The organism is Gluconacetobacter liquefaciens (assembly GCF_003350405.1).
GTDB lineage: Bacteria > Pseudomonadota > Alphaproteobacteria > Acetobacterales > Acetobacteraceae > Gluconacetobacter > Gluconacetobacter liquefaciens.
The window spans coordinates 445,854-470,259 of the sequence record NZ_QQAW01000002.1 but is presented as its reverse complement, the minus strand read 5'-3'; the positions used below and the strand labels follow the sequence as shown (position 1 = coordinate 470,259).

Sequence of the window (24,406 nt, the reverse complement as noted above, 5' to 3'; positions counted from 1 at the left end):
TTCGCAGCTTCGGCGCGTCTACGCCGCACGAGTCGGATCAGGCTTCGGCCGGAGCCTCTTCCGTTTCCTCAATCAGCGCTTCCTCGACGAAGCCGGCAGGCTCCTCTTCCACGCCGATGGCCTCGCCGCGTGCCTGACGCTCGGCTTCTTCTTCCGAACGCGCCACGTTGACCGTGACCGGGATCGAAACTTCCGGGTGCAGAGCGACACGCACGGTGTACAGGCCCAGCTGCTTGATCGGGTGCTCCAGCACCACCTGGGTGCGCGAGACCGTCAGACCGGCAGCCGTGGTGGCCTCGGCCACATCACGGGTCGTCACCGAACCATACAGGCTGCCGCTGTCGCCGGCCTGACGGATCAGGATGACGGACAGGCCATGCATGCGCTCGGACAGGCGCTCGGCCTCTTCACGACGCTTCAGGTTCAGCGCCTCAAGCTGCACGCGCTCGCGCTCGAAGCGCTCACGGTTCATGCCGTTGGCACGGATCGCCTTGCCCTGGGGCAGAAGGAAGTTACGGGCATAACCCGGCTTCACCTTCACGATGTCGCCCATCTGCCCCAGGTTTTCGACGCGCTGGAGCAGGATCAGTTCTACTGCGGACATGATCTGCCTCCCTCAACCGACGATGTAAGGCAGCAGGGCCAGGAAGCGGGCCCGCTTGATCGCCTGGGCCAGCTCGCGCTGCTTCTTCGCCGAAACGGCGGTGATGCGGCTCGGCACGATCTTGCCGCGCTCGGACAGGAAGCGGCTGAGCAGACGCACGTCCTTATAGTCGATCTTCGGCGCGTTGGGGCCGGAGAACGGGCAGGACTTGCGACGGCGATAGAACGGCCGACGGGCGCCCACGGCCGTGCGACGGGCGGCGGGATTGATTTCGGTGGTGTCGGACATGGATTCTTACTCCGCTTCGCCGTCGGTGTCGCGCGGCTCGTCATTGCGGGCGCGGAATTCCTCGCGGTCGTCATAGCTGCGACGGGGACCGCCACGGCCGCTCTCGAACCGGCCGGCCGGCTTCGGACCACGGAAACCGCGCTCGCGCTCGTCGCCCTTGCGGGACAGGATCACGGACGGCGCCTCGTCGATCTCTTCGACGCGCAGGGTCAGGACGCGCATCACGTCCTCGTTCAGGCTCAGCTGGCGCTCGATCTCCTTGATCGTCTCCGGCTTCGCATCCAGGCCCAGGAGCATGTAGTGCCCCTTGCGGTTCTTCTTCATGCGATAGGCCAGGCTGCGCAGGCCCCAGTATTCGCGCTTCTTGACGGCACCGCCGTCAGTCTCCAGCAGGGTCGCGATTCCGTCGGCGACGGCTTCGACCTGCTGCTGCGACACGTCATTCCGTGCAATGAACACGGTCTCATATAACGGCATGGGAACTCCCTTCGGATAAGGTCAACCCGGCCGCCTCGGACACGGTCCGCACGGCGCCCCTCCCGGGGGGCATGGGTATAGCCGGGGCGATGCCGCGCCCGAGCAGGGAAGGAGGGGTGTGAAGCACAAACCCCGCCCGATAACAAGAAAAAACTAATCGCGCAGCCAGGCCGGCACGCTCATCCCCAACCGGTCGGGAATGTCCCACACCTCGCGCACCATGCGCACCTTGCGGAATCCGGCCTGCAGATACGTTTCCATCGCCCTGGGATGGTCGGCCGTGCAGGTATTCACCCGCACGCTCTGGGGCCGCGACGCCCAGGCCGCGTCAAGCGCGGCCCGCAGAAAAGTCCGCCCGATTCCCTGCCCGATCTGCCCCGGCATCAGCCCGAAATAGGCCAGATTGACCTCGTCGGGCACCTGCCGATCCAGTTCGAAGAAACCGCAGATCTCGTCACCATGCCACAGGACATGCACCTCGACGCGCGGATCGCGCAGCAGGGCAACCAGTTCCCCCTCGGGCATAACCCGGCGCATCCACCAGCAATAATCCTGCCCCACACCGTCATAGAGACGCCGATAGAAGGCGGCCTCCGGTGCCGGCTGACGCACGATCCGGTACGCATCCGGCAGCACGGGCGCGATACCCGTCGGCGGCGCGTCCATGCACAGGAACGTCACGTCGACGACGATCCGGGTCGTCGGCCCGGACCCGATCATCGCATTCACGGCACCCGGCCTCAGTTATCGTCGAGGAACGAGCGCAGCTTGCGGCTGCGGCTGGGGTGCTTGAGCTTGCGCAGCGCCTTGGCCTCGATCTGGCGGATACGCTCGCGCGTCACGTTGAACTGCTGGCCGACCTCTTCCAGCGTGTGGTCGGTGTTCATCCCGATACCGAAGCGCATGCGCAGCACGCGCTCCTCGCGCGGCGTCAGCGAGGACAGCACCCGCGTCGTGGCTTCGCGCAAATTGGTCTGGATCGCGGCATCCAGCGGAATCACCGCCGTCTTGTCCTCGATGAAGTCGCCCAGATGGCTGTCTTCCTCGTCGCCGATCGGCGTTTCCAGCGAGATCGGCTCCTTGGCGATCTTCAGGACCTTGCGCACCTTCTCCAGCGGCATGCCCAGCTTCTCGGCCAGTTCCTCGGGCGCCGGCTCGCGCCCGATCTCATGTAGCATCTGGCGCGACGTCCGGACCAGCTTGTTGATCGTCTCGATCATATGCACCGGGATACGAATGGTCCGCGCTTGGTCGGCGATCGAGCGCGTGATCGCCTGCCGGATCCACCAGGTGGCATAGGTCGAGAATTTGTAGCCGCGACGGTACTCGAACTTATCCACGGCCTTCATCAGGCCGATATTGCCTTCCTGGATCAGGTCCAGGAACTGCAAGCCGCGATTGGTGTATTTCTTCGCGATCGAGATCACCAGGCGCAGGTTCGCCTCGATCATCTCCTTCTTCGCGCGGGCCGAATCCCGCTCCCCGCGCGAGATGGTGGCATAGACGCGACGGAACTCGCCCACCGGCAGACCGGTTTCCTGCGACAGGCTCGCCACCTGGCCGCGCAGTTCCAGCACGGTCAGCGTATGTTTGGCGACGAAGTTCTTCCAGCTCTTGGCCGGCAGGGCGGACACCATGTCCATCCAGCCCGGATCCAGCTCGCTGCCGCGATATTTGATCAGGAAGTCCTCGCGCGAGACCTTGGTGCTCTCGGCCAGACGCAGCATCCGCCCTTCCAGCCCGTTCAGCCGCTGGAAGATTTCCTTCATGTGCTGCACCAGATACTCGATCCGGGTGTTGTGCAGATGCACCTGCTGCACCTTGCCAACCAGTTCCTCGCGCAGCTTCTCGTACGATTTCTCGGACTTGTCCGACATCTCGGCGCCCGAGGTCAGAGTCTCCAGTCGCTTGGACTGCAATTTCTGCAGCCGCGAATAAAGCTCCTCGATCTCCTCGAACTGCGCCAGGATCTCCGGCTTCAGCTTCTCTTCCAGCGCCGAAAGCGACAGGCCGGCACTGTCGCCTTCCTCGCCTTCCTCATTCTCGGCCGGGGCCTCGAAGCCACCGTCTTCCTGCGGCGGCTCGACGCCTTCTTCCTCGGCGCCGCCCGACTGCATGGCCTCCAGGTCCACGATGTCGCGCAGCAGCATTTCGCCGGCCTTCAGCCGCTCATGCCAGGAGATGATGGCGCTGAAGGTCAGCGGGCTTTCGCACAGCCCGCCGATCATCTCGTCGCGGCCGGCCTCGATCCGCTTAGCGATGGCGATCTCGCCTTCGCGCGACAGCAGTTCGACCGACCCCATCTCGCGCAGATACATCCGCACCGGGTCGTCGGTACGGCCCAGACTCTCGGTATCGACGTTACCACTGGCCGATTCTTCCTCGGCCTCGGCTTCCTCGGTCTTTTCCTCGCGGTTGGCCTCGGTGTCGTCGTTATCCTCGTTCTCGACGACCTGGATGCCCATCTCCGACAGCACCGCCATCACGTCCTCGATCTGTTCCGAGGACATCTGGTCCTGCGGCAGGACGGCGTTCAGTTCGTCGAAGGTGATATACCCCCGCTCCTTCCCGCGGGCGATCAGCCTCTTGACAGCTCCGGATTGCGTATCCAGCAGAGTGGTGTCGTTATCCTGGTCGCCAGCAGTCGCTTCCGAACCCGCGGCTGTCTTTGTAGCCATCGCCTGCCCTATCCCTAAGCGCTAACCCGCCGCCACGCTTTCCCCGCGCCACGGCATCGCCGGCCCTGCCTCACATCCGGTCCCACCTCAAGGGCGTGGGATATAAACCTCCGGATACGAAGCGGCCATTTTATCGCATCTGACAAATTACAAGTGGTGTGCAGGTGGTCGATTCACCCGCCAAAGTCAAGGCCCGGCATGTTTCAGGCCCTGCAACATCATCCGTCGTCGGCGGATAATTCCCCCCGCCGCAGGGCTTCCCAGGCCAGCAGCCGGGGGCGCAGACTGCCCCACGCGCGCTCATCCAGCGTGCCGGCACACATCCGTTCGGTATCCACCCGCAGGTCCTCGCCGAACTGGCGCACATTCATCAGCGCATAGAAATGCCACCATTCCTGCGCGACATCGACCGCCATCAGATCATCAGGCGCGGTGAGCGCCATCGGCAGCGGCCGGGCCGACAGCACGGCGGCGCGCTCGTCCGCCAGCCCGGCCTCGTCCATCCAGGCCGCCAGCGCATCGGCGTCCATCGGGACACCTTCCGACGCCGCATCCATCAGCCCCGCCCGGACCCGGCCCAGCACCGGCGGCAGATCCAGCCGGCAGTAGGCATCTTCAACCTCGGACAACAGCCCAGGATGACGCAGCAGGATCGCCGTCAGGATTCGCATGCGCTCCTCCGTCGCCGCCAGGGCATCGAACGGCGCCGACACCACCGAGACGACAGACGGCCGGGCCGCGCCGTCACGACGCGCCCCCCCACCCGGCCGACGCCGATAGGTCTCGAAGAACCGGTCCACCAATGTCGAGCGGTATTCGGAGGCAAGGCTCTTGTCGGCGATCATCGCCGCCGCATCGGTCAGCCGCCGACGCAACGCCGCCCGCTGCTCCGGCCCCGGATCGCGCACCCCCTGGGTCAGCAACTCGAACAACACCGCACTCAACGGCCGCGCGCCCTCCACCAGAGAGGCAACGGCTCCCGCGCCGCGCGTCCGCAGCAGACTGTCGGGATCCTCACCCTCGGGCAGGGTGCAGAAACGAACCGTCCGCTCCATCGACAGCAGCGGCAACGCGGTCTCGGCCGCCTTCACCGCCGCACGCTGCCCTGCGGCATCTCCGTCGAAACACAGGATCGGCGCCGGTGCCAGGCGCCACAGCCCCTCCATCTGCTCGGCGGTCAGGGCCGTGCCCAGAGGCGCCACCGCACCCGGAAAACCCGCCTGATGCAGGGCGATAACGTCCATATAGCCTTCGACGACCAGCAACTCGACCGGCGGCGCCCCACGCGGGCGCGCCATCCGCAGCGCACTACGGGCCCGATCCATGCCGAACAGCACCCGCCGCTTGGAAAACAGTTCGGTTTCCGGCCCGTTCAGGTATTTCGGCTGCCCGTCGCCCAGGATACGCCCCCCGAACGACACCAGCGCCCCCCTCCGGTCCAGGATCGGAAACGTGACGCGGTTGAAGAACAATTCCCCCTTCGGCCGCCCGTCCTCGTCCACACGCATCAGCCCTGCCCGCACCAGCAGGTCGGACGTCACGCCTTTCGGACGCAGTTCCTCCAGCAACGCGCCCCGGCCATCGCCCGACCAGCCCAGCCCGAATCCGGCAATCGTCTCGTCGGACAGGCCGCGCCCGCGCAGATAGGCCAGTCCGCTCCGCCCTTCCGGCGCATGCAGCCGCCGCACCCAGGCGGCCTGCACCAGGTTCAGCACCTCGGCCAGGTCGCGGGCGCGCTGCTCGTTCTCACGCTGCTGGGGGCTGGCGCGCGGTACCTCCATGCCCGCCGCGGCCGCCAGTTCGGCAACCGCCTCGGGAAACCCCCGCCCCTCGCTCTGCATCACGAACGTGATCACATCGCCATGCGCCCCACACCCGAAGCAATGGTAGTGGTCGTCATAGACGTAGAAGGAAGGCGTCTTCTCGCCATGGAAAGGGCAGCACGCCTTCCAGTTCCGCCCCGAACGGACCAGCCGGGTCCGTCGCCCGATCACGGCCGCGATCGGCGTGCGGGCCCGAAGCTCCTCCAGAAAGGCGGGGTCGAGTGCCACCGCGTCAGGCGGACAGCAGCGACTTGACCAGCCCGCTGGCCTGTCCCGCGTCCAGCGCCGCGCCAAAGCGCGCCTTCAGCGCCGCCATCACCTTCCCCATATCCTTCATCGAACTCGCCCCCAATTCGGCGATCGCCTCGCGCGCCGCCGCCTCCAGCGTCGCCGCGTCCAGTTCGGCGGGCAGATAGGCGCGAATGGTCGCGATCTCGGCCTCCTCCTTCTCGGCCAGTTCGGGCCGCCCCCCCTGATGATACATCGTGGCCGACTCGGTGCGCGACTTGATCATGCCGCGCAGCATCGACACGATCTCGTCCTCCGACACCTCGGCGCTCCGCGCACGGGCGGCGATGTCCACATCCTTCAGCTTCGCATTGACCATGCGCAGGGTCGCGACCTGCGCGCTCTGCCCGGCCTTCATCGCAGCCTTGAGGTCTTCCATGAAACGTGCGCGAAGGCTCATGATCCGTAACTCCTGAATTGAGAGGCACCAACCGGACAGGGGTGCCTTCGGGTAAACAGCCGGAAGATTTTTCCCACCGGATAGGAAACAATCAAAGTGGGAATTTTCTTCCCAGCCCCACGAGAGGCTGGTAGGAGATACCCCCGGAAGGAAGAATTCTCCATGCCGTCATCGATCGACCACATCATCGACCGTCTGGGCGGGGCCGACAACGCCGCCCGCCTGACCGGCGTCGGGACCGAGGCCATCCGCAAATGGCGTCAGGCCGGCGCGATTCCACCCAAGCACTGGACGGTCATCCTGCGCCATACCGGCCTCAGCCTGTCCGACCTGCAACCCGATAGCGTGCCCCCCGACCAAGCGTCCGACGGACCGGAGACCCAGATGACCGAGCGCCAGGTTCCCGCCTCGCCCCAAGCCGCCATTCCCACGGGCGCCACCGCCGCCCTGGTGCTGGCCGACGGCACCATCCTGTGGGGGCGCGGCTTCGGCGCGCACACGCCGGCCACCGGCGCCGCCATCGGCGAACTCTGCTTCTCCACCAGCATGACCGGTTATCAGGAAACCCTGACCGACCCGTCCTTCGCCGGCCAGATCATCACCTTTACCTTTCCACATATCGGCAATGTCGGCACCAACGAAGCCGATGATGAAGCCGCGCGCGTCGCGGCACGCGGCCTGGTCGTGAAGCAGGACCTGACCGAACCCGCCAACTGGCGCGCCACCCAGGGCCTCGACGGCTGGCTGAAAGCCCGCGACGTGCCCGGCATCTGCGGCGTCGATACCCGCGCGATCACCCTGCGCGTCCGCGATGGCGGCGCGCAGACCGCCATCATCGCCTACCCCGCCGACGGCGCGTTCGATCTCGACGCCCTGCGCGCGCAGGCCGCCGCCTGGCCCGGCCTCGAAGGCATGGACCTGGCCCGCGACGTCACCTGCGCCCAAGCCTATCCATGGGCCGACGGCGTGTGGACCTGGCCCGGCGGCACCCTGCCCCTGCCCGAAAAACGTCGCCGCGTCGTCGCCGTCGATTACGGCGCCAAGCGCAACATCCTGCGCTGCCTGGCCAACGCGGGCTGCGACGTCACGGTCGTCCCTGCCACCGCCACGGCGGAAGAAATCCTGGCCCTCGATCCCGCCGGCGTCTTCCTCTCCAACGGCCCCGGCGACCCGGCCGCGACCGCCGCATACGCGGTGCCGGCCATCCAGGGCGTGCTGGCGGCCGGCAAGCCGATCTTCGGCATCTGCCTCGGCCACCAGCTTCTGGCCCAGGCCCTGGGTGCCCGCACCTACAAGCTGGCGCGCGGCCATCGCGGCGCCAACCAGCCCGTCAAGGACCTGGGCACCGGCAAGGTCGAGATCACCAGCCAGAATCACGGTTTCGCGGTGGACGAATCCAGCCTGCCCGACGATGTCCGCATCACGCATAGCAGCCTGTTCGACGGTTCGAACGAAGGCATCGCCTCCACGCGCTACGCGGCCTTCTCGGTCCAATACCACCCCGAGGCCAGCCCCGGCCCGTCGGACAGCCACTACCTGTTCGACCGTTTCGTCGCCCTGATCGACCGCACCAATCAGCCCGCCTGAAAGTCGCGCCCCATGCCCAAACGGACAGACATCCGCTCGATCCTGATCATCGGCGCCGGCCCCATCGTCATCGGCCAGGCCTGTGAATTCGACTATTCCGGCGCCCAGGCCTGCAAGGCCCTGCGCGAGGAAGGCTATCGGGTCATCCTGGTCAACTCCAACCCGGCCACGATCATGACCGATCCCGGCCTGGCGGACGCCACCTATATCGAGCCCATCACCCCGGAATTCGTCGAACGCATCATCCTGCGCGAGAAGCCGGATGCTGTGCTGCCCACCATGGGCGGCCAGACGGCGCTGAACACCGCAATGGCGCTCGACAAGTCGGGCTTCCTCAAGAAGCACGGCGTGGAACTGATCGGCGCCGACGCCGAGGTGATCGACCGCGCCGAAGACCGGCAGAAATTCCGCGAGGCGATGGATGCGATCGGCATCGAAAGCCCCCGCAGCACCATCGCCCATACGCTGGACGAGGCCCGCGCGGCGCTGGAAGATGTCGGCCTGCCGGCGGTCATCCGCCCCTCCTTCACCATGGGCGGCTCGGGCGGCGGCATCGCCTATAACCGCGAGGAATTCGACCAGATCGTCGCCTCGGGCCTCGACGCCTCCCCCACCACCGAAGTCCTGATCGAGGAATCGGTGCTGGGCTGGAAGGAGTTCGAGATGGAGGTGGTCCGCGACCGCGCGGACAATTGCATCATCGTCTGCTCGATCGAGAATATCGATCCGATGGGCGTGCATACCGGCGACTCCATCACCGTCGCCCCGGCGCTGACCCTGACGGACAAAGAATATCAGCGCATGCGCGACGCATCGCTGGCCTGCCTGCGCGCCATCGGCGTGGAAACCGGCGGCTCCAACGTCCAGTTCGGCATCAACCCGGCTGACGGCCGCATGGTCGTCATCGAGATGAACCCCCGCGTCTCGCGCTCGTCCGCGCTGGCCTCCAAGGCCACCGGCTTCCCCATCGCCAAGATCGCGGCCAAGCTGGCGGTCGGCTACACGCTGGACGAGCTGGCCAACGACATCACCGGCTCCACCCCGGCGTCGTTCGAGCCGACCATCGACTATGTCGTGGTCAAGATCCCGCGCTTCACCTTCGAGAAATTCCCCGGCACCCCGGCCCTGCTCTCCACGAGCATGAAGTCGGTGGGCGAGGCGATGGCCATCGGCCGCTCCTTCCCCGAGGCGTTGCAAAAGGGCCTGCGCTCGATGGAAACCGGCCTCGCCGGGCTGGACCCGGTGGAGGCCCCCGGCGACGGCGGCACCGACGCCTTCCGCGCCGCTCTCTCCCAGCCCAGGCCGGAACGGATTCTCATGGCCGCCCAGGCCCTGCGCGCCGGCCTGAGCATCGAAGACATCCACGCCGCCTGCAAGTTCGAGCCCTGGTTCCTGCGCGAACTGGCCAAGATCGTAGCGGCCGAGCACACGGTCATCCGCGACGGCCTGCCGCGCGACGCCCAGGACATGCGCCGCCTCAAGGCCATGGGCTTCTCCGACGTCCAACTCGCCCGCCTCTCGGGCACCTCGGCGGCCGAAATCGCCACCCTGCGCACCCGCCTGGCGGTCACGCCGGTCTACAAGCGCATCGACACCTGCGCCGGCGAATTCGCCTCCGACACGCCCTATATGTATTCGACCTACGAGGGCGGGTTCGGCACGCCGGAATGCGAAAGCCGCCCCACCGACCGGCAGAAGGTGGTCATCCTCGGCGGCGGCCCCAACCGCATCGGCCAGGGTATCGAATTCGATTATTGCTGCGTCCACGCCGCCTATGCGCTGCGCGAGGCCGGGTTCGAGACCATCATGGTCAATTGCAACCCCGAGACGGTCTCGACCGACTACGACACCTCGGACCGGCTGTATTTCGAACCCCTGACCGCCGAGGACGTGATCGCCCTGATCCGCCGCGAGCAGGAAAGCGGCACCGTGCTGGGCTGCATCGTGCAGTATGGCGGCCAGACGCCGCTGAAACTGTCCCACGCGCTGGAAGCCGCCGGCATCCCCCTGCTGGGCACGCCCGCCGACGCGATCGACCGCGCCGAGGACCGCGAGCGGTTCCAGTCCATGCTCCAGCGTCTGGGCCTGCGCCAGCCCGCCAACGGCATCGCCCGCACCCCGGCCGAGGCCGAGGACGTGGCCGACCGCATCGGCTACCCGGTGGTCATCCGCCCGTCCTACGTTCTGGGCGGCCGCGCGATGGAAATCGTCCATGACCGCGCCAGCCTCCAGCGTTACATGCGCGTGGCCCTGCAACTGGCCGGCCAGGACATCGCCTCCGGCCCGGTGCTGATCGACCGCTATCTGAACGACGCGATCGAAGCCGATGTCGACTGCATCGCCGACGGGCAGGAAGTCTACGTCGCCGGCGTCATGGAGCATATCGAGGAAGCCGGCATCCATTCCGGCGACAGCGCCTGCTCCCTGCCGCCCTACACGCTGTCCCCGGCCATCGTCACCGAACTGAAGGCGCAGACCGAGGCCATGGCCCGCGAACTGGGCATCGTCGGGCTGATGAACGTCCAGTACGCGATCAAGGACCAGGAGATCTTCGTCCTGGAGGTCAATCCCCGCGCCTCGCGCACCGTGCCCTTCGTCGCCAAGGCGACCGGCGTGCCGGTGGCCAAGATCGGCGCGCGGGTGATGGCCGGCGCGAAACTGGCGGAATTCCGCCTCGACGACCGCGCGGTGGCCCCGCATGTCGCGGTCAAGGAAGCCGTCTTCCCGTTCAACCGCTTCCCCAACGTGGACACAATCCTGGGCCCGGAAATGCGCTCGACGGGCGAAGTCATGGGCCTGGATGCGTCGTTCGAGCGCGCCTTCGCCAAGTCGCAGCTCGCTGCCGGCGTGCGCCTGCCCCTGTCGGGCACGGTGTTCCTGTCGGTGCGCGGCAGCGACAAGCCGGCGGTGCCGGCGCTGGCCCGCCGCCTGGTCGACATGGGCTTCACCATCCTGGCCACGCGCGGCACCGCGCAGCACCTGCGCGACGCCGGCATCGCCGTCCAGGTGGTGAACAAGGTGCTGGAAGGGCGGCCGAACTGCGTGGACGCCATCCGCTCGGGCGAGGTGCAGATGATCATCAACACCGCCCACGGCGCACAGTCGGTCGCGGACAGTTTCGACATCCGCCGCTCGGCCCTCATCTCGGGCATTCCCCACTTCACCACGATCGCCGGCGCACGCGCCGCAACCCACGCGATCGCGGCGATGCGGGAAGGACCGCTTGAAGTCGCGCCGCTTCAATCCTACTTTAACGGATCGTTCTGAGCGTACCACCCACACGCCGGGAACAGGGCAGGCACCGCCGGCCCCGTTTCCGGCGCTGTCGGTCTTGTGGGATGCTCTTGTTGCAATCTGCCATGTCGGCCATCTGACCGACCTTCACCCTGGGGACGCGCCTTGCAGAAATTTCCGATGACAGGCAAGGGCCTGCAACGGCTGGAAGATGAACTTCGCAAACTCAAGAGTGAAGAACGCCCGGCCGTGATCCGCGCGATCGCCGAGGCCCGCAGCCACGGCGACCTGTCGGAAAATGCCGAGTACCATGCGGCCCGGGACCGTCAGTCCTTCATCGAAGGCCGGATCATCGAACTGGAAGAGATCGTCTCCTCGGCCGAGGTGATCGACCCGTCCACCCTGTCGGGCGACCAGGTGAAATTCGGCGCCCAGGTCAGCCTGGTGGACGAAGAGACCGACAAGGAAGCCACCTACCAGATCGTCGGCGTGCACGAGGCCGACATCAAGCAGGGCCTGCTGTCCGTTTCCTCGCCGCTGGCCAAGTCGCTCATCGGCAAGAAGATCGGCGATACCGTCTCGGTCCCCGCCCCCGGCGGCGACCGGACCTACGAAATCCTGGCCGTCACCTACGGCTGAGGCAGCCGGCCATGATCACGCTCGATGACGTCCGGGCGGCCGCCGCCCGGATCGAGGGGCGCGTGCTGCGCACCCCCACGGTTCCCTCGCACGCCCTGTCGAAGGCGACCGGCGCGGAGATCGTGCTCAAGCTGGACAATCTCCAGGCCGTGGGCTCGTTCAAGGAGCGCGGCGCCGCCAACAAGCTGGCGCTGCTGACGCCCGAGGAACGCAGCCGCGGTGTCATCACCGTCTCGGCCGGCAACCACGCGCAGGGCGTCGCCCGCCATGCCGCGCTGCTGGGCATCGACGCGGTCATCGTCATGCCGCGCTTCACCCCCGCCGCCAAGGTCACGCGCACCGCCGCGTGGGGCGCGCGCGTGGTGCTGCACGGCGACAATTTCGCCGAAGCCACCGCCCATGCCGACGCGCTGTGCGCGGCGGAAGGCCGGGTCTTCGTCCACCCGTACGACGACCCGGCGGTCATGGCCGGCCAGGGCACCTTCGCGCTCGAACTGCTCGAAGATGCCGGCCCGCTGGATGTCTTCGTCGGCCCTATCGGCGGCGGCGGCCTGCTCTCGGGCTGCGCCGTGGCCGGCGCCGCCCTGCGGCCGGAGATGGACATCGTCGGCGTACAGGTCGAAGCCTATTCCTCCCTCTCCGATTTCCCCGGCGACGAACTCATGCCCCCCGGCGGCGCCACGATCGCCGAGGGCATCGCGGTCCTGCGCATCGGCCGCCAGCCGCTTTCGGTCATCCGCGATCACGTCTCGCGCGTGCTGGTGGTGCCGGAACGCGCGGTCGAAGATGCCATCACCCTGATGGCCGAGGGCGCCAAGCAGGTCAGCGAAGGCGCGGGCGCCGCAGCTCTGGCGGCGGTGCTGACCTACCCGGAACTGTTCCGTGGCAAGCGCGTCGCCCTGCCCGTCACCGGCGGCAATATCGACAGCCGCATCCTGGCCAACACCCTGCTGCGCACCCTGCTGCGCGACGGCCGCCTGCTGTGCCTCAAGATGGACATCCCCGACCGACCGGGCGTGCTGGCCGATATCTCGCGCAAGATCGGCGATGCCGGCGGCAACATCATCGAGGTCTCGCACCAGCGCCTGTTCACCGCCGCCAGCGTCCAGGCCGCCGAACTGGAAGTGATGATCGAGGCGCGCGACCCGCTGCACGCCCAGCAGATCATGGACGAACTGGCCAAGACCTACATCGTCCGCCGGGTCTGACGCCCCGCCTCCTTGTCATCTCCCCCGCGCACCGATATCGTCCCGAAACGATCGAACCGGGCGTGGGGGCGCATGGACAATCCGACAAAGCTGGACGCCCGACAGGTCGGCGCCGATTCCCTGCCGGTCATCTCGATTGCCGGCCTCTGCGCGGCCGACCCGGCAGAACGCCAGGCCGTCGGCGACGCCCTGCGCGCCGCCTGCACGCAGACCGGTTTCTTCTACTGCGTCGATCACGGCGTACCACAGGGCCTGATCGACGCCGTACTGGCGGAAAGCCGGCATTTCTTCGCCCTGCCGGCGGAAGACAAGATCCGCCTCGACAAATCCCTGTCCTCCTGCAATCGCGGATACGAGCCGCTCCGCAACCAGACACTCGAAGCCGGCACCCCGCCCGACCTCAAGGAAGGCTTCTATATCGGCACGGAGCAGCCGGAATCGGGCGGTCTGCGCTTCAACCAGGGCCCCAACCAGTGGCCCATGGCCGTGCCCGGCTTCCGTCCGACGATGATGGCCTATTCCGCCGCCCTGACCGTCATCGCGGAGCGGCTGATGCAGGGCCTGGCCCTGTCCCTCGGACTGGCGGAAGATTTTTTCAGCACCTATTGCCGTGATCCCCAGATCACCCTGCGGCTGCTGCACTACCCGCCCCAGCCCGCCAACCCGCAGCCCGGCGAGAAAGGCTGCGGTGCCCACACCGATTTCGGCGGCCTCACCCTCCTGCTCCAGGACCAGAGCGGCGGCCTGCAAGTACGCGGGCCGGATGATTGCTGGATTCACGCCACCCCCATCCCCGGCAGCTTCGTCGTCAATCTGGGCGACATGATCGCGCGCTGGACCAACGACCGCTACCGCTCCACGCTGCACCGCGTCGTCAACACATCAGGCGGCGACCGCTATTCCGTGCCCTTCTTCTACACCGGCAACGCCGACTACACGGTCTCCTGCCTGCCCGGCTCCCTGGAACCGGGCGAAACCCCGCGCTACCCGCCCGTCACCGTGCAGGACCACCTGCGCGCCATGTATCGCCGCACCTATGGCTGATACCGAAACCGGTGCCGCACCGCTCCTGCTCATCCACGGCGCCTGGCAGGGCGCATGGGTCTGGGACGGCTTCCGCGCGGCACTCGCCCGGCGCGGCGATCAGCGCCCGGCCATCGCCGTCGATCTCCCCGGCAACGGTGCCGACGGCGCGCCGCCCGCCACCGCTTCCCTGCCGGCCTATCTGGACCATCTCGACCGGATCGTCGCCGACATCGGGCGCCCGTTCAGCATCGTCGCCCATTCCGGCGGCGGGGTCGTCGCCTCGGCCCTGGCCGAACGGCACCCCGGCCTGACGCGCCGGCTGGTCTATATCGCCGGCATGATGCTGCCGTCGGAAACCGGCTTCGCGGACATGGTCAACCACCTGCTGCCCACCGACCCGACCGCCTCCGGCGTCACCCCATGGCTCGACTGGCCGATACCGGGCGAAATTTCCGTCGTCCCGCCGGAAGCCGCCATCGCCTTCTTCCTCCAGGACTACCCCCCGGCCCTCGCGGTGGCGGCTTCCCGCCGCCTCACGCCACAGGGCGAACGCGGCCGCGCCCTGACCGCGCATCTGACGCCGGAGCGTTTCGGCACCATCCCGCGCCTCTACGTCCAGGCCCTTCGCGACAGGTCCGTCACCCTGCCGTTGCAGCGCCTCATGTGCGACCGGCTCCCCGGCGCGACCATCCGCACCATCGACACCGGCCACGCTCCCCATGTCGTCGCCCCGGATGCGCTGCTCGACATCCTGCTGCCCTTCCTCGATTCCCCCGGATGACCCGCATCCGGCTGCCCGGACCCCGCATGACCACACGCCGGGGTCTCCTGCACATGGCCACCGCCGCCTCGGTCGCCACGGCCCTGCCGCCCAGCCGCGCCATCAGCCGCGACCTCCCGCCCGACGACCCGGTCCTGGCCAGGCTGACCGCCCAATGGTCCACACCACCCCTCCCCCCGATCCGCGAGGAAGATGCCCTCCTCGCCATCGCGCATATCAGCCCGGTCACCGATGGCGGCTGGAGTTCGCTGCATAATCGCGCGGTCCAGGCCGTCCATGCCGCCTTTCCGCGCCTGCGCACCGTCTGGGTGGAAAATGTCCCCTTTTCGGCCGACGCCGAACGCATCCTCCGCCAGTTCGTGGCCGAGGGCGCGAACATGGTCCTGGCCGGCGCCGATTACGGCGATTTCCTCACCGAAGTCGCCGAACGCGCGCCGGAGGTCGCCTTCGTACAATGCGACAGTAACCGCCTGGCCCATAATATCGGCTGGTACTATATCGCGCACTGGTATGCGTCCTACGTCATCGGCATCGCCGCCGGCCGGCTGACGCGCACCGGCCGCCTCGGCTTCATCGCGTCCTTCCCGCTGCCCAGCGTCTATGGCAGCGCCAACGCGCTGCTGCTGGGCGCACGCTCTGTCCGTCCCGACACGACCATGCATGTCGTGTCCATCAACGCGTGGTTCGACCCGCAGGGCGCGCTTGGCGCGGCCGCCGCCCTGGCCGACAATGGATGCGACGTCCTGGCCGGCATCATGGACGAGCCCAGCTATCTGCGTCTCGCCCAGCAGCGCGGCCTGTGGGGCGTCATGTCCAGCACCGACCAGCGCGCGAGCGGCCCCGACGCCTATCTCAGCTCCGTCGTCTATGATTTCCGGAATTATTACGTCGATCAGGTACGCGCCCGCCTGGATGGAAGCTGGACTCCGACCGCTCGATTGCTGCCGCTCGGGGCCGGTGTCGATCGCGATGCATGGGGCGCGCGGGTGCCCGAGGCCGTGCGGCAACAGGCCGATGCCGCGCGTGACCGGATCATGGCCGGCTGGTCCCCCTTCGTCGGCCCGCTACGCGATACGCACAACCGCATCCGCGTTGCCTCCGGCGAACGCATGGACGATTTCAGCCTCTATCACTGGAACTGGCCACTGGACGGCGTCTACGGCCTGGACTGACGCTCCGCCCGATCCGCGATCGGGCGGCTCAGGTCTCGTCGATGGTGAAGCCGACCTTCAGCGTCACCTGATAATGGCCGACCTGGCCATTGACGACGTGGCCGCGCGTATTCACCACCTCGAACCAGCGGATCGCATGAACACTGTCGGACGCACGCGACAGCGCACTGCCGATCGCGGCTTCGATCGTGTCGGGCGACGAACCCACCAGTTCAACCACCTTGTAGACATGTCCGGACATGATGTTCCTCCCTGTCCCGAGAGGCTGTTCCAACAGCCTCCGACAGAGGAACAACGGCTCCCGCCGGCCCGGGTTCCGGCCGGCTACTTGGTGCCGAACAACCGGTCCCCGGCATCGCCCAGACCGGGCCGGATATAGCCGTGCTCGTCCAGTTCGCGGTCGATGGAGCAGGTAATGATCTTCACGTCGGGATGCGCCGCCGAGAGAAACGCCACCCCTTCGGGCGCCGCCAGCAGGCAGACGAAGACAAGCTGCCGCGCCCCCGCGGTCTTCAGCCGGTCGATCGCCGCAGCGGCACTGTGTCCCGTCGCCAGCATCGGATCGACGACGATGCAGACCCGCACGTCGATATCCTCGGGCAGCTTCATGTAATATTCGACCGGCTCCAGCGATTCCGGGTCGCGGAACAGGCCGATATGCCCCACCCGGGCGGCCGGCAGCAGATCGAGCATCCCGTCCAGAATGCCGTTACCCGCCCGCAGGATCGACACCAGGCAGAGCTTCTTGCCCGAGAGCAGGCGCCCTTCCATGTGCTCCAGCGGCGTCTCGATCTCCACTGTCTCCAGTGGCAGGTCCCGCGTGGCCTCATAGGCCATCAGCAGGCTGATCTCGCGCGTCAGGCGGCGGAAACCGGCGGTCGACGTGCTCGCCTGGCGCAGCCGGGTCAGCTTGTGCTGAACCAGAGGATGATCCAGCACCACCACGGGCGCGGAAGGGGGGGTAATCACATTCTCGCTCATTCTGCCCTTTTACGGCAGATCGTGGCGCAACCGAAAGGGCTACCCGCCCTCTCAGGCGGCATCGGGCACAAAATTCAACGCCAGCCCGTTGATGCAGTAGCGCAGCCCGGTCGGCCGCGGCCCATCGGGGAAAAGATGCCCCAGATGCCCCTGGCAGGACGCGCAATGGATTTCGGTTCTGACCATCCCGTGGCTGGTATCGGTATGGCTCTCCACCGCATGCGGCAGCACGTCGTAATAGGAGGGCCAGCCGCTGCCGCTGTCATATTTGGCCTCGGAGCGGAACAGCGGCGTGCCGCAGGCCGCGCAACGATAAAGCCCAGCCCGCTTTTCATGGTTCAGCGGGCTCGATCCGGGGCGCTCGGTGCCATGGTCGCGCATCACGCGCATCTGCTCCGGCGTCAGCGGGCCGCAGCCACTGCCGCAGGCCGGGCCATCCGTCGGGTTCGCTTCGTTCGGTGTCATCACGCTTCCTCCATCCAAGGGCACCGATCTCGCCGGAACCCCGTCCCGGGCATTCGCAATCCCGGCAATCGGTGCCATCATGGGCGACAAAATAACGGGAGAGAATACCCATGGCCGACCAGACCCAGCTTCATCCCCGCCGTCCCGTCATGCTCGTCATCCTCGACGGCTTCGGCTGGCGCGAGGACGTGGCCGACAACGCCGTGCGCGCGGCCCATACCCCCACTTTCGACCGCCTGTGGCAGGAAGGCCCCCGCGCCTTCCTCAAAACATGTGGCGAGGATGTCGGCCTTCCGGAAGGGCAGATGGGCAATTCCGAGGTCGGCCACCTCAATATCGGTGCCGGCCGCGTCGTCATGCAGGAACTGCCGCGCATCTTCGCCGCCATCCGTGACGGCAGCCTGGCAACCAACCCGACCCTGACCGACCTGATCGCGGCGGTAAAAAAAACCGGCGGCACCTGCCACCTGATGGGCCTGGTCTCGGCCGGCGGCGTGCATTCCCATCAGGACCACGCCGTGGCACTCGCCAGGATCCTCGCCAGTAACGGCGTGCCGGTCGCCTTCCACATCTTTACCGACGGCCGCGATACGCCCCCGCATTCGGGCCGCGACTACGTCACCCGCCTGCTCAACGACCTCCCGACCACCGTCACCATCGCCACCATCTCGGGCCGCTATTTCGCCATGGACCGCGACCGCCGCTGGGAGCGGGTCGAAAAGGCGTACGACGCCATCGTCTCGGCCGAGGGCCCGCACGGCGAAGACCCGCTGGCGGTGCTCGACGCCGCCTACAAGGCCGGCACGACCGACGAGTTCCTGCCGCCGACCGTCCTCGGCGCCTATGGCGGCATGAAGGATGGCGACGCCGTCCTGTCCTTCAATTTCCGCGCCGACCGCATCCGCCAGTTGCTGGATGCCGTGCTGGAGAAGGATTTCCAGGGTTTCTCCCGCTCGCGCGTGGTCCAGGTCTCGGCCGCCGTCGGCATGACGCGCTACAGCGATCGCCTCGCGGCCCTGATCGGCGTGCTGTTCCCCCCGCAATCGCTCGACGACCTGCTGGGCGACGTGGTCTCCAGGGCCGGCAAGCGCCAGTTGCGCATGGCCGAAACCGAGAAATATCCCCACGTCACCTACTTCCTCAATGGCGGCAAGGAAGGCGAACTGCCGGGCGAAGACCGGATCATGGTCCCCTCGCCCAAGGTCGCGACCTACGACCTCCAGCCGGAAATGTCCGCGCCCGAACTCACCGAAAAGGCCGTCCAGGCCATCAACAGCGGCACCTACGACCTGATCATCCTCAACTACGCCAATCCGGACATGGTCGGGCACACCGGCGTCTTCAGCGCGGCGGTCAAGGCGATCGAGGCCGTGGACCGGGGCCTCAAGCAACTGGTCGAGGCCATCCACCGCCAGCGCGGCGCCATCCTGGTCACCGCCGATCACGGCAATGCCGAGACGATGTTCGACCCAGAGACCGGCGGCCCGCACACGGCCCACACCCTCAACGTGGTCCCCGTGGTGCTGTCCGGGGCGCGGGAAGTCACCCTGCATGACGGCCGCCTGTCCGACCTCGCCCCCACCCTGCTGGCCCTGATGGGCCTGCCGCAACCGGATGCGATGACGGGAACATCGCTGCTGGTGCCGAAGCACGGCTTCTGAGATGTCCGTTTGTAAACGCGCGCCGGCAGCGATCCTACGCGCGTTTACGCCGCTCCTGGCCACCGGACTGCTCGCCGGGCTGGCTATTCCGGCCCCGTCCGATGCAGCCCCGTCTCATACGTCCCACACCAGCCCACACCACCACGCCGCACCGCACGCCAGCCAGAGCGCGGCTGCCGATCACGCCGCCGCTGCTGCGCGCCGCGCGGTGGCGCAGGCCCATGCCGCCCAGCAGGCGCTGATTGCCCGCCAGCAGCTTCAGGCCCGCGACCTGGCAGCCCGCACCGCCGCCCGCGACGCCGCCCGCGCCCAGGCCCGCCAGGACGCCGCCAAAGCCGCCGCCCTGTCGGAGGCAACGGTCGATGCCACCACGCAATTGCAGCAGACCGAACAGCAGACCGCCGACCTGAGCGACCGCGTGGCCACCCTGCGGGCCGAACAGACCCGGCTCCGTGCGGAGCTGGACCGCGACTCGGCGGCGGTCACCCCCATGCTGCCGCTCGCGGCACGGCTGGCGCGCTATCCCGCCGATACGCTGCTGGCCGCACCGGTCCCGCCCGACCGCGCCATCGCGGGCCTGCTGGTCATCCAGGGCCTGTCGGCGCAGCTCGAACAGCGGGCCAACGCCATCCGTGCCCGCCGCGCCATCCTGGCAAAACTGGATTCCGACCTGGCAGCCAAGGGCACGCAACTGGCCGCACTCCAGCAGAAGCAGGCCGCCCAGCGCGACAGCGTCGCCCGCGCCGCCGAGGCCGCACGCCAGGCCCAGCAGCGCTCGAACAGCGCCGCCACCCAGGCCGCCCGCCGGGTCGAGGACGCAACGCGCAGGGCCAGCAGCCTGCAAGACGCCGTCAACCGGATCGAAGCCCTGGAAAAAGCAGCCGAGGACCAGTTGGAACAGGCCGCCCAGGCCGCCATCCGCGCCCATCGCGCCGACGAGGCCGCGGCCGCCCGTGCCCGGGCCGCCGCCATCGCCCAGGGGCCGGGCCCCGGCCTCGCCACGCCGCCACCGGGCACGCCGGCCGGGCGCGGGGCCCCCGTGCCGGGCACCATCGTCACCGCCTGGGGCGCCACGACCGAGGCCGGGCCGGCATCCGGCATCACCTACGCCCCCCCTTCGGCCGCCACGGTGCGCGCGCCCTGCGCCGGGCAGATCGATTTCGCCGGCGCCTTCCGCTCCTACGGCCAGATGGTCATCCTCAATTGCGGGCGCCATTACCGTTTCGTGCTGGCGGGGCTGGGCGCACTCGCCGTCTCGACCGGCCAGGCGCTCGCCCACGGCGCCCCGCTGGGCCGCATGCCCGACTGGTCGGGCCAGGGCGCGCGGCCGACCCTGTTCGTGCAGTTGCGGCACGGCGGCGGGGCGGTCGATCCCGCTCCGTTTCTGTAGTCCTTCTCTCTCGGCGGTTTCCGCCCGGCACGAGTTCGGTATAAGATCGTCCGAATGACGATGGTCCGGGCCGTTTCCCGACGGCACGGGCTCCACCCGTCCACGGCAGGGGCGGTTTCACTCAGGAGACGCACGGTATGACGTTCCGCACCGGCCTGCTGCTTGGCTGCGCCTTTCTGGCGGGCATCGCGGCGGGGCCACAGATCGCCCACCTCTCCCTCTCCGGGGGAAACAGCCTGACCTCCAACGCCCTCGCCGCCAGCCTGGCCAAGGACGGCGATTCGGATTCTCCGGCCGAGAATTTCCGCCTCCTGTCGCTGTTCGGCCATGTGCTGGAACAGGTGAAGGCGAATTACGTCGATCAGGTCTCCAACCGCGAACTGATCATCAACGCGCTGAATGGCATGCTGAGCGGCCTCGACCCGCACAGCTCCTACATGACCGAAAAACAGTACGCCGACCTGCAAACCCGCACGAAGGGCGAGTTCGGCGGGCTGGGGCTGGAAGTCCAGGCCGATGACAGCCACATCCGCGTCGTCTCGCCGATCGACGACACGCCCGCCGCCAAGGCCGGCATCAAGACCGGCGACTATATCGTCGCCATCGACGGCAAGAACATCGACGGCCTGCCGCTGGACGAAGCCGTGCAGCGCATGCGCGGCAAGCCGGATACCAAGATCACCCTGACCCTGATCCGCGAGAAGACACCCAAGCCGATCATCGTGACGATGACGCGGGCGGTCATCCACATCCAGGTGATCAAGTCGGCCCTCTATGATTCGACGGGCTATATCCGGGTGTCCGAGTTCAACGAGGAAACCACGCCGGGGCTGGAAGCCGCCTATCGCAAGCTGAAGGCCGATGCCCATGGCCACCTGACCGGCCTGGTGCTGGACCTGCGGTCCGATCCGGGCGGCCTGCTGAACCAGGCGATCGGCGTCAGTGCCGATTTCATCCGCAATGGCGAAATCGTCTCCACCCGCGCCCGCCATGCGCAGGAGAGCCAGCGCTGGGACGCCCACGGCACCGACATCACCGACGGCCTGCCGATGGTGGTGCTCATCAATGGCGGCTCGGCCTCGGCCAGCGAAATCGTCGCCGGCGCTCTGCAGGATCATCAGCGCGCCGTCCTGGTCGGCGAGAAATCCTTCGGCAAGGGCTCGGTGCAGACCATCCTGCCGATCCCCGGCGACGGCGCGCTGCGCCTGACCACGGCGCGCTACTACACGCCGTCCGGCCGCTCCATCCAGGGCCTGGGCATCGTCCCCGACGTGACGGTGCGCGAAACGCGCGAGGACCCCGGCTACAGCATCCGCGAAGCCGACCTCAGCCACATCATCAAGAACCAGGGCGGCAACACCGCCAAGCCGCCGGCGCGCGTCGACATGCCGCCGATCGTCTCGTCCATCCCCAACGAACCGCCGGCCAACTGGCCGGCCTTCGACATGACCAAGCCCACGACCGACTTCCAGTTGCAGCAGGGGCTGAAGATCGTGCGCGCCATGGCCACCGGCCAGCACACGGCGGCCGCCACGCCGGCCAACCCGCCGCGTCATGACTGACGCGGCGTCCCTGCCCTACCGCCGCAATGTCGGGGCAATGCTATTCAACGACCGGGGCCAGATCCTGATCGGCCGGCGTACCGACCAGCCCGGCGCCGGCGGCCCGCTGTCCGAAGGCGTCTGGCAATGCCCGCAAGGCGGCATCGACGCGGGCGAGGACCCCGAACAGGCGGTCCTGCGCGAACTGCACGAGGAAATCGGCACCAACCGCGCCGACATCCTCGCCGTCCACCCGCAATGGCTGACCTACGACCTGCCCCCCGCCCTGCTCGGCAAGGTCCTCGGCGGCCGCTATCGCGGCCAGACCCAGAAATGGTTCGCCCTGCGCTTCACCGGCACCGACGCCGACATCCGGCTAGATGCCCACCAGCCGGCGGAATTCGACGCCTGGCAATGGATCGACCTCGCCACGCTGCCCGACCGCAATGTCGGCTTCAAGCGCCCCATCTACCAGACCCTGGCACAAGATTTCGCGCCCTACGCACACCCCCGGCCCTGACCCCGGCGCATCCGCCCCGCATAGCCGCCGCATTCGCCCCCCCCGTCCGCCAGACATTCGCGGCCGAACGCGTGGGAAACGCGGACCTGGACAATGCGATATCGCTCAACTCCACCTCCTTCAATGCCGCGCGCATGATCCGCCCCCATGACGAGGACCGTGATCGCGGCAATCGGCAGGGGCTGGGCTTTCCTGATCAATGGCGCTACGGGCCGGCGATCTGCGACCAACCATCCGCGCATACCTGAAAAAAGGTGGTTTCTCCGAGGGTTTCCACTATGCGTGGGTCGCGGCGACCTACGGGCGATCCTGATCATGTTCTTCCTGATCGGCACGATACCAGAAGCATTCCTCGGTTCAGGCCGAAAGGAGTCCCGCTTCGACCTGCTGCTGACCGGCGCGGGCATCTTCGGCACCGGCTGCGCGAGAGCCGGCCATTGACCCACCTACTGGGTCTTTGCGGCGGCCCTGGTCATGATCGGCATAGCCACACTGCCCCACACCAATACAACGAACAGCTTGAAACAGCGCCCGAAATGCGCGGGCGCGTAATGGCGCTGCGCGTGGGCGTGGGCCTGGGCATGGCGCTCGGTGGCACGCCGATCGACGCACCGATCATCCATTGGGTTGCCAACACGTTCGGGCCACGCTGGGCACTCGGCATCGGCGCGGTCGGCAGGCTGACGGTGCTCAACGACGAGCCGGTGCACGGAGCAATCCAGGCCTTGACCGACCTGCCGAGCGAACATGGAAGAACGATCGCGCGCGCCGACGGTCGCCAATTTCGTCGTGGAGCAGTTCACGGACGATAGCTGGGGTGTACAAGGCACCGCTAATCACCTGGTAATGTGCAATGCAGGTCGGCCAGTGGTGTTGGGCGCCGCAGGCGGCAGCAGAGCTGCTCTTTACGCCCTCTTATTGGCCGTTTTCGTCATTCAATAAGCTTCTACGAAGCGGACATGGCTGAAGATGCCGCTTGACCGCTGCTGCTGGCGTCAGCAAAGTCGATTTTGCCTAAAAAGACAGCGATGCAGGTACGGTGACAACCTGTGGTCTCTCCGGAGACAGTCACGCTTGAGCGAATAAACCCGCTCTTGGCCATGGCCGGACACGACGAGGATTGGCCTCGTCCGTGGTCGGTCGTTGCTGTCCGCGTTGCGACCGGCTCGTGTCCGTCTCACCAACGGAAAGACACAGCCATGAAGCTGAACCACATCAACCTCTACAGCCACGATACTGAGGCTGATCGCGCAATGTTCGAACAATATTTCGGCCTGCGCACTCTCGTTGTGCGTGGAACCAAGATGGCCATTATGCAGGACAATGACGGGCTGGTACTGATCGTCAACCATTTCGACAACAAACTCGAAGGCTTCGATTATCCCAAGCGATTCGACATTCTGCACATTGGTTTCATCCAAAAGTCTCGCGAAGACGTCGATGCTCTCTATAAGCGCCTGAGCGGGGACGGCTGGGAGGTGCAGGTACCACGCGACGCACATGGCGCGTGGTCTTTCTACTTTCGAGCGAAGGGTGGCTACTTCATCGAAATCACGACATTAACCCCGGTTCGGCCCGTAGAAGCGTATCACGGAAACCCACAATAATGCCCAGCATGAGCGGCTGAGTAACCTGAACTGCTT

The 24,406-nt window shown here is 67.2% G+C and carries 25 protein-coding genes; 15 read left to right on the top strand and 10 right to left on the bottom strand.

Annotated elements, in window-relative coordinates:
• Positions 1 to 37: 37 nt before the first annotated feature.
• The 7 genes from rplI to C7453_RS05360 form a co-directional block, all read right to left on the bottom strand.
• Positions 38 to 604: a 50S ribosomal protein L9 gene (gene rplI, locus C7453_RS05390; RefSeq protein WP_114726488.1), complete on the bottom strand. Its 567-nt coding sequence runs from the start codon at positions 602 to 604 to the stop codon at positions 38 to 40.
• Positions 605 to 616: 12 nt separating this feature from the next.
• Positions 617 to 892 (bottom strand): 30S ribosomal protein S18, encoded by a 276-nt coding sequence (gene rpsR, locus C7453_RS05385; protein ID WP_114726487.1) that lies wholly within the window; start codon positions 890 to 892, stop codon positions 617 to 619.
• A gap of 6 nt (positions 893 to 898) precedes the next feature.
• Entirely contained in the window at positions 899 to 1,369 is a 471-nt protein-coding gene (gene rpsF / locus C7453_RS05380; RefSeq protein ID WP_114726486.1) for a 30S ribosomal protein S6, read from the bottom strand.
• Between the two features lie 153 nt (positions 1,370 to 1,522).
• Positions 1,523 to 2,089, bottom strand: a complete 567-nt coding sequence (locus C7453_RS05375) for a GNAT family N-acetyltransferase (protein WP_114726680.1) — start codon at positions 2,087 to 2,089, stop codon at positions 1,523 to 1,525.
• A gap of 20 nt (positions 2,090 to 2,109) precedes the next feature.
• Positions 2,110 to 4,047 (bottom strand): RNA polymerase sigma factor RpoD, encoded by a 1,938-nt coding sequence (gene rpoD, locus C7453_RS05370; RefSeq protein WP_114726485.1) that lies wholly within the window; start codon positions 4,045 to 4,047, stop codon positions 2,110 to 2,112.
• Between the two features lie 218 nt (positions 4,048 to 4,265).
• Positions 4,266 to 6,098, bottom strand: a complete 1,833-nt coding sequence (dnaG, locus tag C7453_RS05365; protein WP_114726484.1) for a DNA primase — start codon at positions 6,096 to 6,098, stop codon at positions 4,266 to 4,268.
• A 4-nt stretch (positions 6,099 to 6,102) separates the two neighbouring features.
• On the bottom strand, positions 6,103 to 6,558 hold the full coding sequence (locus tag C7453_RS05360; RefSeq protein WP_114726483.1) for a GatB/YqeY domain-containing protein: 456 nt from the start codon (positions 6,556 to 6,558) through the stop codon (positions 6,103 to 6,105).
• Between the two features lie 162 nt (positions 6,559 to 6,720).
• On the opposite strand from C7453_RS05360, the gene carA reads away from it, so the two are divergent.
• The 7 genes from carA (at position 6,721) to C7453_RS05325 (ending at position 16,205) form a co-directional block, all read left to right on the top strand.
• Positions 6,721 to 8,145, top strand: coding sequence for a glutamine-hydrolyzing carbamoyl-phosphate synthase small subunit (gene carA / locus C7453_RS05355; RefSeq protein WP_114726482.1), 1,425 nt, complete (start codon positions 6,721 to 6,723; stop codon positions 8,143 to 8,145).
• 12 nt (positions 8,146 to 8,157) lie between these two features.
• Positions 8,158 to 11,412: a carbamoyl-phosphate synthase large subunit gene (carB, locus tag C7453_RS05350; protein WP_114726481.1), complete on the top strand. Its 3,255-nt coding sequence runs from the start codon at positions 8,158 to 8,160 to the stop codon at positions 11,410 to 11,412.
• A gap of 132 nt (positions 11,413 to 11,544) precedes the next feature.
• On the top strand, positions 11,545 to 12,018 hold the full coding sequence (gene greA / locus C7453_RS05345) for a transcription elongation factor GreA (RefSeq protein ID WP_114726480.1): 474 nt from the start codon (positions 11,545 to 11,547) through the stop codon (positions 12,016 to 12,018).
• Positions 12,019 to 12,029: 11 nt separating this feature from the next.
• Positions 12,030 to 13,226 (top strand): threonine ammonia-lyase, encoded by a 1,197-nt coding sequence (locus tag C7453_RS05340; protein ID WP_114726479.1) that lies wholly within the window; start codon positions 12,030 to 12,032, stop codon positions 13,224 to 13,226.
• A gap of 72 nt (positions 13,227 to 13,298) precedes the next feature.
• Entirely contained in the window at positions 13,299 to 14,270 is a 972-nt protein-coding gene (locus C7453_RS05335; protein WP_114726478.1) for an isopenicillin N synthase family dioxygenase, read from the top strand.
• Positions 14,263 to 15,033: an alpha/beta fold hydrolase gene (locus tag C7453_RS05330; RefSeq protein WP_114726477.1), complete on the top strand. Its 771-nt coding sequence runs from the start codon at positions 14,263 to 14,265 to the stop codon at positions 15,031 to 15,033. Before C7453_RS05335 ends, C7453_RS05330 begins: the two co-directional genes overlap by 8 nt.
• A 26-nt stretch (positions 15,034 to 15,059) precedes the next feature.
• Positions 15,060 to 16,205 (top strand): BMP family ABC transporter substrate-binding protein, encoded by a 1,146-nt coding sequence (locus C7453_RS05325; RefSeq protein WP_174787907.1) that lies wholly within the window; start codon positions 15,060 to 15,062, stop codon positions 16,203 to 16,205.
• Positions 16,206 to 16,233: 28 nt separating this feature from the next.
• Here C7453_RS05325 and C7453_RS05320 read toward each other — a convergent pair whose 3' ends face one another.
• The 3 genes from C7453_RS05320 to msrB all read right to left on the bottom strand — a co-directional run bounded on the left by C7453_RS05320 (position 16,234) and on the right by msrB (position 17,651).
• A complete protein-coding gene (locus tag C7453_RS05320; protein WP_114726476.1) occupies positions 16,234 to 16,446 on the bottom strand; it encodes a dodecin in 213 nt (70 codons plus the stop codon).
• An 83-nt stretch (positions 16,447 to 16,529) separates the two neighbouring features.
• Complete coding sequence (gene upp / locus C7453_RS05315) at positions 16,530 to 17,186, bottom strand: uracil phosphoribosyltransferase (protein ID WP_114726475.1); 657 nt, start codon at positions 17,184 to 17,186, stop codon at positions 16,530 to 16,532.
• 51 nt (positions 17,187 to 17,237) lie between these two features.
• On the bottom strand, positions 17,238 to 17,651 hold the full coding sequence (gene msrB / locus C7453_RS05310) for a peptide-methionine (R)-S-oxide reductase MsrB (protein ID WP_114726474.1): 414 nt from the start codon (positions 17,649 to 17,651) through the stop codon (positions 17,238 to 17,240).
• Between the two features lie 110 nt (positions 17,652 to 17,761).
• Between msrB and gpmI the strand changes: the two genes are divergently transcribed.
• From gpmI to C7453_RS05280, 8 genes are all read left to right on the top strand, one after another.
• Positions 17,762 to 19,312 carry a 2,3-bisphosphoglycerate-independent phosphoglycerate mutase gene (gene gpmI, locus C7453_RS05305; RefSeq protein WP_114726473.1) on the top strand — a complete coding sequence of 517 codons (1,551 nt, stop codon included), beginning with the start codon at positions 17,762 to 17,764 and terminating at the stop codon, positions 19,310 to 19,312.
• 1 nt (position 19,313) lies between these two features.
• The gene (locus C7453_RS05300; protein ID WP_114726472.1) at positions 19,314 to 20,702 is read left to right on the top strand and encodes a murein hydrolase activator EnvC family protein; all 1,389 of its coding nucleotides are present in this window, start codon (positions 19,314 to 19,316) and stop codon (positions 20,700 to 20,702) included.
• A gap of 137 nt (positions 20,703 to 20,839) precedes the next feature.
• Complete coding sequence (locus C7453_RS05295; RefSeq protein WP_114726471.1) at positions 20,840 to 22,264, top strand: S41 family peptidase; 1,425 nt, start codon at positions 20,840 to 20,842, stop codon at positions 22,262 to 22,264.
• Positions 22,257 to 22,763: an RNA pyrophosphohydrolase gene (locus tag C7453_RS05290; protein WP_114726470.1), complete on the top strand. Its 507-nt coding sequence runs from the start codon at positions 22,257 to 22,259 to the stop codon at positions 22,761 to 22,763. The genes C7453_RS05295 and C7453_RS05290 overlap by 8 nt, the downstream gene beginning before the upstream one ends.
• Before the next feature lie 71 nt (positions 22,764 to 22,834).
• Positions 22,835 to 23,011 carry a hypothetical protein gene (locus tag C7453_RS18890; protein WP_170143134.1) on the top strand — a complete coding sequence of 59 codons (177 nt, stop codon included), beginning with the start codon at positions 22,835 to 22,837 and terminating at the stop codon, positions 23,009 to 23,011.
• A 67-nt stretch (positions 23,012 to 23,078) separates the two neighbouring features.
• Positions 23,079 to 23,204: a hypothetical protein gene (locus C7453_RS19595; protein ID WP_255318156.1), complete on the top strand. Its 126-nt coding sequence runs from the start codon at positions 23,079 to 23,081 to the stop codon at positions 23,202 to 23,204.
• 95 nt (positions 23,205 to 23,299) lie between these two features.
• Positions 23,300 to 23,575, top strand: coding sequence for a hypothetical protein (locus tag C7453_RS05285; RefSeq protein ID WP_141288704.1), 276 nt, complete (start codon positions 23,300 to 23,302; stop codon positions 23,573 to 23,575).
• 387 nt (positions 23,576 to 23,962) lie between these two features.
• Positions 23,963 to 24,370 carry a VOC family protein gene (locus C7453_RS05280; protein WP_114726468.1) on the top strand — a complete coding sequence of 136 codons (408 nt, stop codon included), beginning with the start codon at positions 23,963 to 23,965 and terminating at the stop codon, positions 24,368 to 24,370.
• The last annotated feature ends 36 nt before the right edge of the window (positions 24,371 to 24,406 follow it).

Coding starts and splice junctions, on each gene's coding strand:
- C7453_RS05335 (WP_114726478.1), top strand. CDS start 13,299: ATGGACAATCCGACAAAGCTGGACGCCCGACAGGTCGGCGCCGATTCC.
- msrB (WP_114726474.1), bottom strand. CDS start 17,651: ATGACACCGAACGAAGCGAACCCGACGGATGGCCCGGCCTGCGGCAGT.
- C7453_RS05290 (WP_114726470.1), top strand. CDS start 22,257: ATGACTGACGCGGCGTCCCTGCCCTACCGCCGCAATGTCGGGGCAATG.
- gpmI (WP_114726473.1), top strand. CDS start 17,762: ATGGCCGACCAGACCCAGCTTCATCCCCGCCGTCCCGTCATGCTCGTC.
- rplI (WP_114726488.1), bottom strand. CDS start 604: ATGTCCGCAGTAGAACTGATCCTGCTCCAGCGCGTCGAAAACCTGGGG.
- C7453_RS05300 (WP_114726472.1), top strand. CDS start 19,314: ATGTCCGTTTGTAAACGCGCGCCGGCAGCGATCCTACGCGCGTTTACG.
- rpsR (WP_114726487.1), bottom strand. CDS start 892: ATGTCCGACACCACCGAAATCAATCCCGCCGCCCGTCGCACGGCCGTG.
- C7453_RS05360 (WP_114726483.1), bottom strand. CDS start 6,558: ATGAGCCTTCGCGCACGTTTCATGGAAGACCTCAAGGCTGCGATGAAG.
- C7453_RS05285 (WP_141288704.1), top strand. CDS start 23,300: ATGCGCGGGCGCGTAATGGCGCTGCGCGTGGGCGTGGGCCTGGGCATG.
- C7453_RS19595 (WP_255318156.1), top strand. CDS start 23,079: ATGTTCTTCCTGATCGGCACGATACCAGAAGCATTCCTCGGTTCAGGC.
- C7453_RS05320 (WP_114726476.1), bottom strand. CDS start 16,446: ATGTCCGGACATGTCTACAAGGTGGTTGAACTGGTGGGTTCGTCGCCC.
- rpoD (WP_114726485.1), bottom strand. CDS start 4,047: ATGGCTACAAAGACAGCCGCGGGTTCGGAAGCGACTGCTGGCGACCAG.
- C7453_RS05325 (WP_174787907.1), top strand. CDS start 15,060: ATGACCACACGCCGGGGTCTCCTGCACATGGCCACCGCCGCCTCGGTC.
- carB (WP_114726481.1), top strand. CDS start 8,158: ATGCCCAAACGGACAGACATCCGCTCGATCCTGATCATCGGCGCCGGC.
- C7453_RS05375 (WP_114726680.1), bottom strand. CDS start 2,089: ATGATCGGGTCCGGGCCGACGACCCGGATCGTCGTCGACGTGACGTTC.
- C7453_RS05280 (WP_114726468.1), top strand. CDS start 23,963: ATGAAGCTGAACCACATCAACCTCTACAGCCACGATACTGAGGCTGAT.
- C7453_RS05295 (WP_114726471.1), top strand. CDS start 20,840: ATGACGTTCCGCACCGGCCTGCTGCTTGGCTGCGCCTTTCTGGCGGGC.
- carA (WP_114726482.1), top strand. CDS start 6,721: ATGCCGTCATCGATCGACCACATCATCGACCGTCTGGGCGGGGCCGAC.
- C7453_RS05340 (WP_114726479.1), top strand. CDS start 12,030: ATGATCACGCTCGATGACGTCCGGGCGGCCGCCGCCCGGATCGAGGGG.
- rpsF (WP_114726486.1), bottom strand. CDS start 1,369: ATGCCGTTATATGAGACCGTGTTCATTGCACGGAATGACGTGTCGCAG.
- upp (WP_114726475.1), bottom strand. CDS start 17,186: ATGAGCGAGAATGTGATTACCCCCCCTTCCGCGCCCGTGGTGGTGCTG.
- C7453_RS05330 (WP_114726477.1), top strand. CDS start 14,263: ATGGCTGATACCGAAACCGGTGCCGCACCGCTCCTGCTCATCCACGGC.